Origin of the sequence: Sphingobacterium sp. UBA5670 (genome assembly GCF_002420705.1) — a bacterium.
In the GTDB taxonomy this organism is placed as follows: domain Bacteria; phylum Bacteroidota; class Bacteroidia; order Sphingobacteriales; family Sphingobacteriaceae; genus Sphingobacterium.
The window spans coordinates 414,307-421,831 of record NZ_DIIM01000005.1; the positions used below are offsets into that span (position 1 = coordinate 414,307).

At 38.7% G+C, this 7,525-nt stretch carries 4 protein-coding genes; all 4 read left to right on the top strand.

Going from position 1 to position 7,525, the window contains the following annotated elements; genetic code table 11:
* The first annotated feature begins 351 nt into the window (after window positions 1–351).
* The 4 genes from B3C94_RS07215 (at window position 352) to B3C94_RS07230 (ending at window position 7,497) form a co-directional block, all read left to right on the top strand.
* Complete coding sequence (locus B3C94_RS07215) at window positions 352–3,408, top strand: SusC/RagA family TonB-linked outer membrane protein (RefSeq protein ID WP_293901192.1); 3,057 nt, start codon at window positions 352–354, stop codon at window positions 3,406–3,408.
* A 10-nt stretch (window positions 3,409–3,418) separates the two neighbouring features.
* Entirely contained in the window at window positions 3,419–5,065 is a 1,647-nt protein-coding gene (locus B3C94_RS07220; RefSeq protein ID WP_293901195.1) for a RagB/SusD family nutrient uptake outer membrane protein, read from the top strand.
* A 55-nt stretch (window positions 5,066–5,120) separates the two neighbouring features.
* A complete protein-coding gene (locus tag B3C94_RS07225; RefSeq protein WP_293901198.1) occupies window positions 5,121–6,287 on the top strand; it encodes a glycoside hydrolase family 76 protein in 1,167 nt (388 codons plus the stop codon).
* A 316-nt stretch (window positions 6,288–6,603) separates the two neighbouring features.
* Window positions 6,604–7,497: an alkaline phosphatase gene (locus tag B3C94_RS07230; RefSeq protein ID WP_293901201.1), complete on the top strand. Its 894-nt coding sequence runs from the start codon at window positions 6,604–6,606 to the stop codon at window positions 7,495–7,497.
* Window positions 7,498–7,525 lie beyond the last annotated feature (28 nt).

Below are 7,525 nucleotides of genomic sequence, written 5' to 3' on the forward strand. Positions count from 1 at the left end.
ATTAAAAAGAATAATTTTAAATTATTTTTGATCTGAAATTATAAATGCCTATCTTAACGATCGAATCATACACTTGAACTAAATAATAAACCAAATAAGGAAATCAACAACGTAAATTTCTAAAATAACATCCATTTTTTTTACTCTTTTAGCAAAACCGATTTTGCTGATATAGGATGGCGATTTTGAATCACGTGCCGATACTAAATACTAAATGTTTCCGATAGAATGCGGTGTATTCTATAACACAATAATCACTGTTTCCGGTAACTATTATAAATAATAATAAATATAAGTGCCTTTGCCAATAAGCTAAATCGTTTTATATACTAAATCACCATAATAAAAAATATGAGCAAAATTGATTTAAAAACAGTTGTGCGATTAAAAGGGGAATCTAAGCTCTTCTTATCTTTGATTTTCATCGCAGGAGCAATGCAGCATGTGCACGCTGCTGTCTCTTCTAAAAGGGTGTTAAGCGACTCTTTTCTAACCGAATCGAAAAAGCCCCAACAGCAAGTTAAGGGAAAAGTCGTAGATGTTGCGGGGAAACCAATTTCAAGTGTAAATATCACTATTAAAGGAACATCGAAGGGGGTACAATCAGATGTGTCAGGTAATTTTTCTTTGGATGCTAGACAGGGGGACGTTTTGGTTGTCTCGTCTATTGGTTATAAAACCAAAGAAGTTACCGTTTCTGGCGATACTATTTCTGTTCGCTTGGAAGAAGACCAAAGTCAGCTGGAAGAGGTTGTAGTTGTTGGTTATGGTACGCAAAAAATAAGGGAAGTTACCTCTTCGGTAGCGCATGTGAGTGCAGACCAATTTCGTCAAAGTGGAGCGAGAAACCCATTAGATCTCATTCAAGGAAAGGTCGCAGGATTGCAGGTGTCTAGAAGTGGATCGAATCCTAATTCAGGCGTAGCAACTCAATTGCGGGGCGCGATTTCTGTTACGGGTAGTGCCAGCCCACTGTTTGTTATTGATGGAATACCTGGAGGTAATCCGGATCTGTTACAACAGGATGATATAGAATCCATAGATGTACTGAAAGATGGATCCGGTGCGGCGATTTATGGAACAAGTGCCAATGCCGGTGTTATTTTGATTACGACAAAAAGGGGGAAACCTGGTAAATCTGTATTCAACTATTCCAGTTATTTTCGTAAAGATTTTGTCTATAATAGACCTGATTTTTTAACTCCACAAGAATATAGGGATAAGATTGCATCTGGTGAGCTAAAGCAAACTGATTTTGGCCACTCTACCGATTTTTTTGATGAATTGATTAATAAAGATAATTTTTCACAAAATCACAATCTTTCACTGTCTGGAGGTAATGAATCAACTACCTATCGCGGTAGTGTCAATTTTCGAAATTTGGAAGGTATTGCAAAAGAAAATTCACGAAAGGAATATACAGTGAGAACGAGTATAAACCAGAAAGGCTTTAACGATAGATTGAATTTTCTACTCAATATCGCTACCAATACGAACAATGCGAACTTGTTAGGCGGTGGTGGCTGGGAAAGTGAAGCTACAAAAAATCCGACTCTTTCAAATTATAATGATGATGGATCTTTTCGTTATGACCGAACAAGTACAAATGAATTTGCTCGATTGTTTACTGAAACAAGTTATCGGAAACAACAGACATCTTCTTTAGACGGAAAAGCAGACTTAAATATAATTGAGGGGTTAAAAGCCAGTATTTTTGGGTCGGTACAGCGTAATTCCTATACAGATGGTGCTTATAGAGCACTTAATAGTGAAGCATCGTTAGAAGATCAAGACTATCCGGGTGGAGGATATGCTTCCAAATCTAATCTGTTGAATGAAAAATATGCATTTGAACCGACACTTCAATATAACACTACCGTTGCCGAAAAACATGCAATCACAGCATTGGCCGGATATAGTTACCGTTATGAGAAAGATGAGGGACAAAGTGCAGATAATAGGGGATTTATAAATGATAATTTCCATGAAGATAATTTGTCGGAAGGCCAAGCACTGCGGGATGGACGTGCCAATATGGACAGTTATAAGAATGACAATACGTTGATTGCCTTTTTTGGACGTATAAATTATACCTACGCGGATAAGTACATGGCTCAGTTTATTCTAAGACGTGAAGGCTCATCTAAATTTGGTGCAAATAACAAATGGGGTAGTTTTCCGGCAGTATCCGTAGGGTGGAACATCAGCAATGAAGATTTTATGAAAGATATCGGTTTTATAAATAATTTAAAACTGCGTGCTGGTTATGGCGAAACGGGAAACACGGGCTTTGCTAATAATGCCTCGCGATTAACTTTGGGTGGGGGAGGAAAATATCTGTTTCCTGATGAGACCTACCGAGAAACCTACGGACCCGACCGTAATCCGAATCCCAACTTGAGGTGGGAGACGAAAAAGGAAACAAATATCGGTGTTGATTTCACGATGTTTAGCAATAAGCTGTCAGGTTCAATTGATGTTTTTCAACGAAAAACTGTTGATCTTTTGGATACGTATACTACCCCGCAGCCTCCTTATATAAGAAATAATATCTATTCCAATGTAGGTACACTTTCTTCAAAGGGTATTGAGCTAGCGCTTAGCTATCGTGCTATAGATCGTGAGAATTTTAAGTGGAACATGGATTTCACAGCCAGTACGTTAAAAAATGTTTTAGATAGCTATTCGAATGATATATTTAAAGTAAAATATAAAACATTTGGTGAAATAGGTGGCGCAGGAGCATTGGGCGATGCATTCACAACGTACGAAGGGCACAAGATCGGTGAATTTTTTGGTAAGCGATTTGCCGGATTTGATGATCAAGGAAAATGGCTCTTTTATAACCGAAATGGTGAAGCTGTACACAATGATGCGATTAATAATTCCAGAGATGATTTGAATTCTTCTGATTTAGCGGTAATCGGAAACGCTGTTCCCAAATATTATATTTCCTGGACGAATAATTTTTCCTATAAGAATTTTGATCTGAGAATTTTTATGCGGGGTAAATTCGATTATGATATCTTAAATACGACTGCACTTTCTTATGGCAATAAGGTTTGGTCAGAGAATCTTTTGAGAGACGCTTTCACCAAATATAAAGATATTAATGATACCTATATGTATTCTGATTACTATTTGGAAAGTGGTAGTCACTTAAAAATTGATGAAGTTACACTGGGGTATCGATTTAAATTGAAGAGTAACACCTGGGTAAATAATGTGCGTATATATTTAACCGCTCAAAATCTGGCAACAATAACGGGGTATTCAGGGAATGATCCTGATTTTGTATTGGATACAGGTTTGGGTAATGAAGTAAATGGACAACGTTTAGGTATTGATAGTAGAGGACCTTATCCCAATACCCGATCGTTTTTGTTTGGTGTAAATTTTGGTTTTTAACAGATAATATATGAAAAATATTGTTAAGATTTTATTTTTAGCTTGTGTAATTAATGCATCAAGTTGTACAAATTTAGATGAAAACGCTTATGATATCATTGTAGCGGACGATTTTTATAAAAATAAAAATGAAGTAATTTCTGCTGTATTGCGACCGTATACGCATGCAAATGCGTGGATATCTCCCTCAGGACAGGATGGATGGTGGAGACCTGCAGAGTTATCTGCAGACCAATTGGCTTGGCCGACCAAGGGAAGACATGGGGAAGACGGGGGGAAATGGAAGAGACTACATTATCACACCTGGACAGTAGATGAAGGTGGATTAAATAACGCATGGGTATTGATGTATTGGGGAGTAGGTTTGTGTAATAGTCCCATCGATATTCTCGAAAAATCTGATGTGGCTAACATGGGGATAACAGATGCTGAAAAGAATGCGTTTATTGCTGAACTGAAGCTTTTACGGGCATTACATTATCTAAAATTAATGGATTTATTCGGCAATATTCCAATAACTACCAAAGCGCCAAGTTCAGCAGAGGAGCCTTTACCTCAGCCTTCTTCTACAAAAGAGGTTTTTGAATTTATTGAAAAGGAAATTTTAGATAATATTGATTCAGCTCCCAAATTAACAAAAAGTATGCTGGGAAGGATCTCACAGGCTTCCGGTTATGCAATGCTGGTTGAACTATATTTGAACGCTGAAAGGTGGTCTGGTCAACCGCGGTGGGATGATTGTATTGCAGCGGCGGATAAATTGATATCGGGTGCTGGAGGAGGTTTGAATGGTGCCATGGCATTGGATCCAAATTTGACAGATTCCTATGTGCCGACGAATGACATGTCTAAGGAAACTATTTTTTCAATTGCTTACGATTATCAGACAGCAGACTTTGAACCCGGATTTCCAGGTGAATTTTATCATTTTGTACAAAGCGAGATCTATGGGGGCGGACGAACTGGCAATAACGGTATCGTTTTAATTCCAGGTGTTTTTGATCGATATAACGAAAAAGATTTACGAAAAAAAGAATGGTTTTTAAGCGGGCCGATGGTTAGGTTTGTGGATGGTAAAATTGTACAAGGCTCGGAGGAATATAAAGGTGAACAGCTTGTTTTTGTTGATTATATTCGGCGGGCTAAGAGCGGAGGTACATCGTCTACAATGAGCGATGGTGAAGAGAATAGTGGTATTCGATTTAATAAATATAAGCTTGGTAACTCTGTCGAGGGTACTGTCAACGGTGTTAAGATACCTGCGAATGCAAATTACAACAATACGGACTGGAATGTCTATCGTCTAAGCTGGATTTATTTTGCAAAAGCCGAGGCATTGATGCGAAAAAATGGAGGACGTGCTTCACAAGAAGCTGTGGATTTGATTAATAGTTGTAAAAAGAGAGCCTTTTCTGATACAGACTGGAGTGAAGCAAAGTATACCACAAGCACATTGACACTTGATGAGCTTCTGGCGGAGCGAGGACGTGAATTTATTTTTGAAGGATTTAGAAGGGAGGATTTAATCCGCTTCGGCAAATTTCATACAGCAACTTGGTGGGATCATACACCTTCTTCTGACAGCAAAACAGTGTATCCAATACCTCAGCAACAGATATCAATGAATCCCAATCTAAAACAAAACCCTGGTTATTAATGTTCAGGAGTAGTAGATACCCGCAGGGGATCTACTACTCTTTTACCTAAAATATATGAAAAGATATTTTACCCTGTTTCTTTTGAACTTTATCGGTGCAGCATTATTCGCACAGAAAGGTAATTTTCAAAACTTTGCGATCCAAACCTTGGACAGTATCTATTCCAAGTTTGGCAATGCTAAAAATCAGCTCTTGGCGGAAAAATACCCCTTTGATGAAAACTTTAAAGCTGATTATCTAGATAATCAGCAGCAGGCAGGCCAGCATAAGAAATATGCTTACCTCTGGCCTTTCTCAGGTAGCTTCTCGGCGGTTAATGCTTTAATGGAATTACCAAAGACAAAAAAGTCTTTTCAATTCTTACTTGACAAAAAAGTCTTGGTGGGGTTACAGGAATATAGGGATGAAAACAGATCGCCTGTTGGCTATGCCTCTTATTTAAATACGGCCCCTCCTTCAGACCGTTTTTATGACGATAATATCTGGCTTGGTATTGATTTTACAGATAGCTTTATCCATACAAAAAAAGCAAACTACCTGATGTCGGCGAAAGAGATCTGGCGTTTTGTAATGAGCGGAGAGGATGATAAATTAGGAGGTGGTGTATATTGGTGTGAACAAAAAAAGGAATCTAAAAACACCTGTTCGAATGCCCCAGCAAGTGTGTTTGCACTTAAATTATTTATGGCAACCAATGATAAATCCTATCTACAGGAAGGGGAACGTCTTTATATGTGGACAAAAAGAAATCTTCAGGATCCCGAAGACAAGTTATATTGGGATAATATTCAGCTCAATGGAAAGATTGGAAAAGCTAAGTTTTCGTACAACTCCGGACAAATGTTGCAAGCAGCAGCCTTACTTTATAAATTAACAAAAAATAAGCAATACCTCGAGGATGCGCAACAGCTGGCTGAGGCTTGCCTAGGATATTTTTTCGAAACGGAAGAGAAATTGAATTTTCCAAAATTGAAAAATAGCAATTTATGGTTCCATGCAGTAATGATGCGTGGGTACACGGAGCTCGCTGCGGTGAATGGCAACCAAAAGTATCTTGCAGTTTTTGCGAAAAACCTTGAATTTGCCTGGAAGCATATGCGCGATAAAGAAGGGCTTTTCAGCCCAGACTGGACCTTGAAGGGTCAACATCAATCGAAGTGGCTCCTTGATCAGTGTGCTTTTGTCGAAATGTATGCAAGGCTGGCAAAAGCCGGATACTAGAACAACTTCAGAGCAGCTCATCGTAAGCTTCTCAAAAAATCTGCTAAAAGTATTTTTAGCAGATTTTTTTGTTCTTGTAACATGTTGGTTAGAGAGATTAAAAAATGTTTACTTAACATAATAGATGCTGTAAAATTTTTATTTTTGAAATGATCAACTTCCAATTTTGAGTGATCTGTAAAATATGGTCTGTAGACAAGGGGCTAATAATATGCTGAACGACTTTGTTGCCCATATAGGGGTTAGGATTACCTGTCCAGATGAGTCCAAAATTTGAAGGGGGTCGAATTTTGATTAAATACCAAGTTATTTTATTATGAAAATTAAAAACCTATTATTACCATTAATTTTGTTGGGACTTTCCACAAGCACCGTATTGGCGCAAAGTAAAAGAATTAAACATGTTGTTCTTGTTGGTTTTGACGGTTTCGGTGCTTATGCTTTACCAAAGGCGGAAATGCCAAATCTTAAAAAAATGATGCAGGAGGGAACCTATAGTACCCATGTACGCACAGTCCTGCCTTCTTCAAGTGCGGTGAATTGGGCTTCTATGATTATGGGGGCCGGTCCGACAGCTCATGGATATACCGAGTGGGATAGCAAAGTCCCCGAGATCCCGTCTACAACCAAAACAGCGAATGGAATGTTCCCTTCGTTGTTTAATGCTGTGGCAAGCAAAAATCCTAAAGCGCAATTTGCTGTGGTACATAGCTGGCCTGGCATAGGTTATCTGATCGATAACAAAGTTGTCCAGAAAGTCATTAATACTAAAGATGATGACGAAGCCGCTTTAAATACGACTGTCGATATTATAAAAAGAGAGAAACCAACAATTATGTTTGTACACTTTGACCAACCTGATGGTGTAGGGCATAATATTGGACACAATACACCGGAATACTATGCCGAGTTAAAGCAGGTTGACAGACGCATAGGCACCTTGCAGCAGGCTGTAAAAGATGCGGGGATCGCGGATGAAACGATTTTCGTTGTTGCTGCCGATCATGGAGGTACAGGAAAAGGACATGGTGGTAAATCGCTGGCTGAGGTAGAGATTCCATGGGTAATGACTGGACCGGGGGTATCAAAAGGGAAAGAAATTAAGGAAACGTTGATGATTTATGATATCGCACCTACATTAACCTGGTTACTGGGTGCACCGCTTGATGCCGCATGGCGCGGACAGGCGATTAAAGCATTTCAACAATAGTAGCTATCCGTCAAAGACAAAGCCCCAA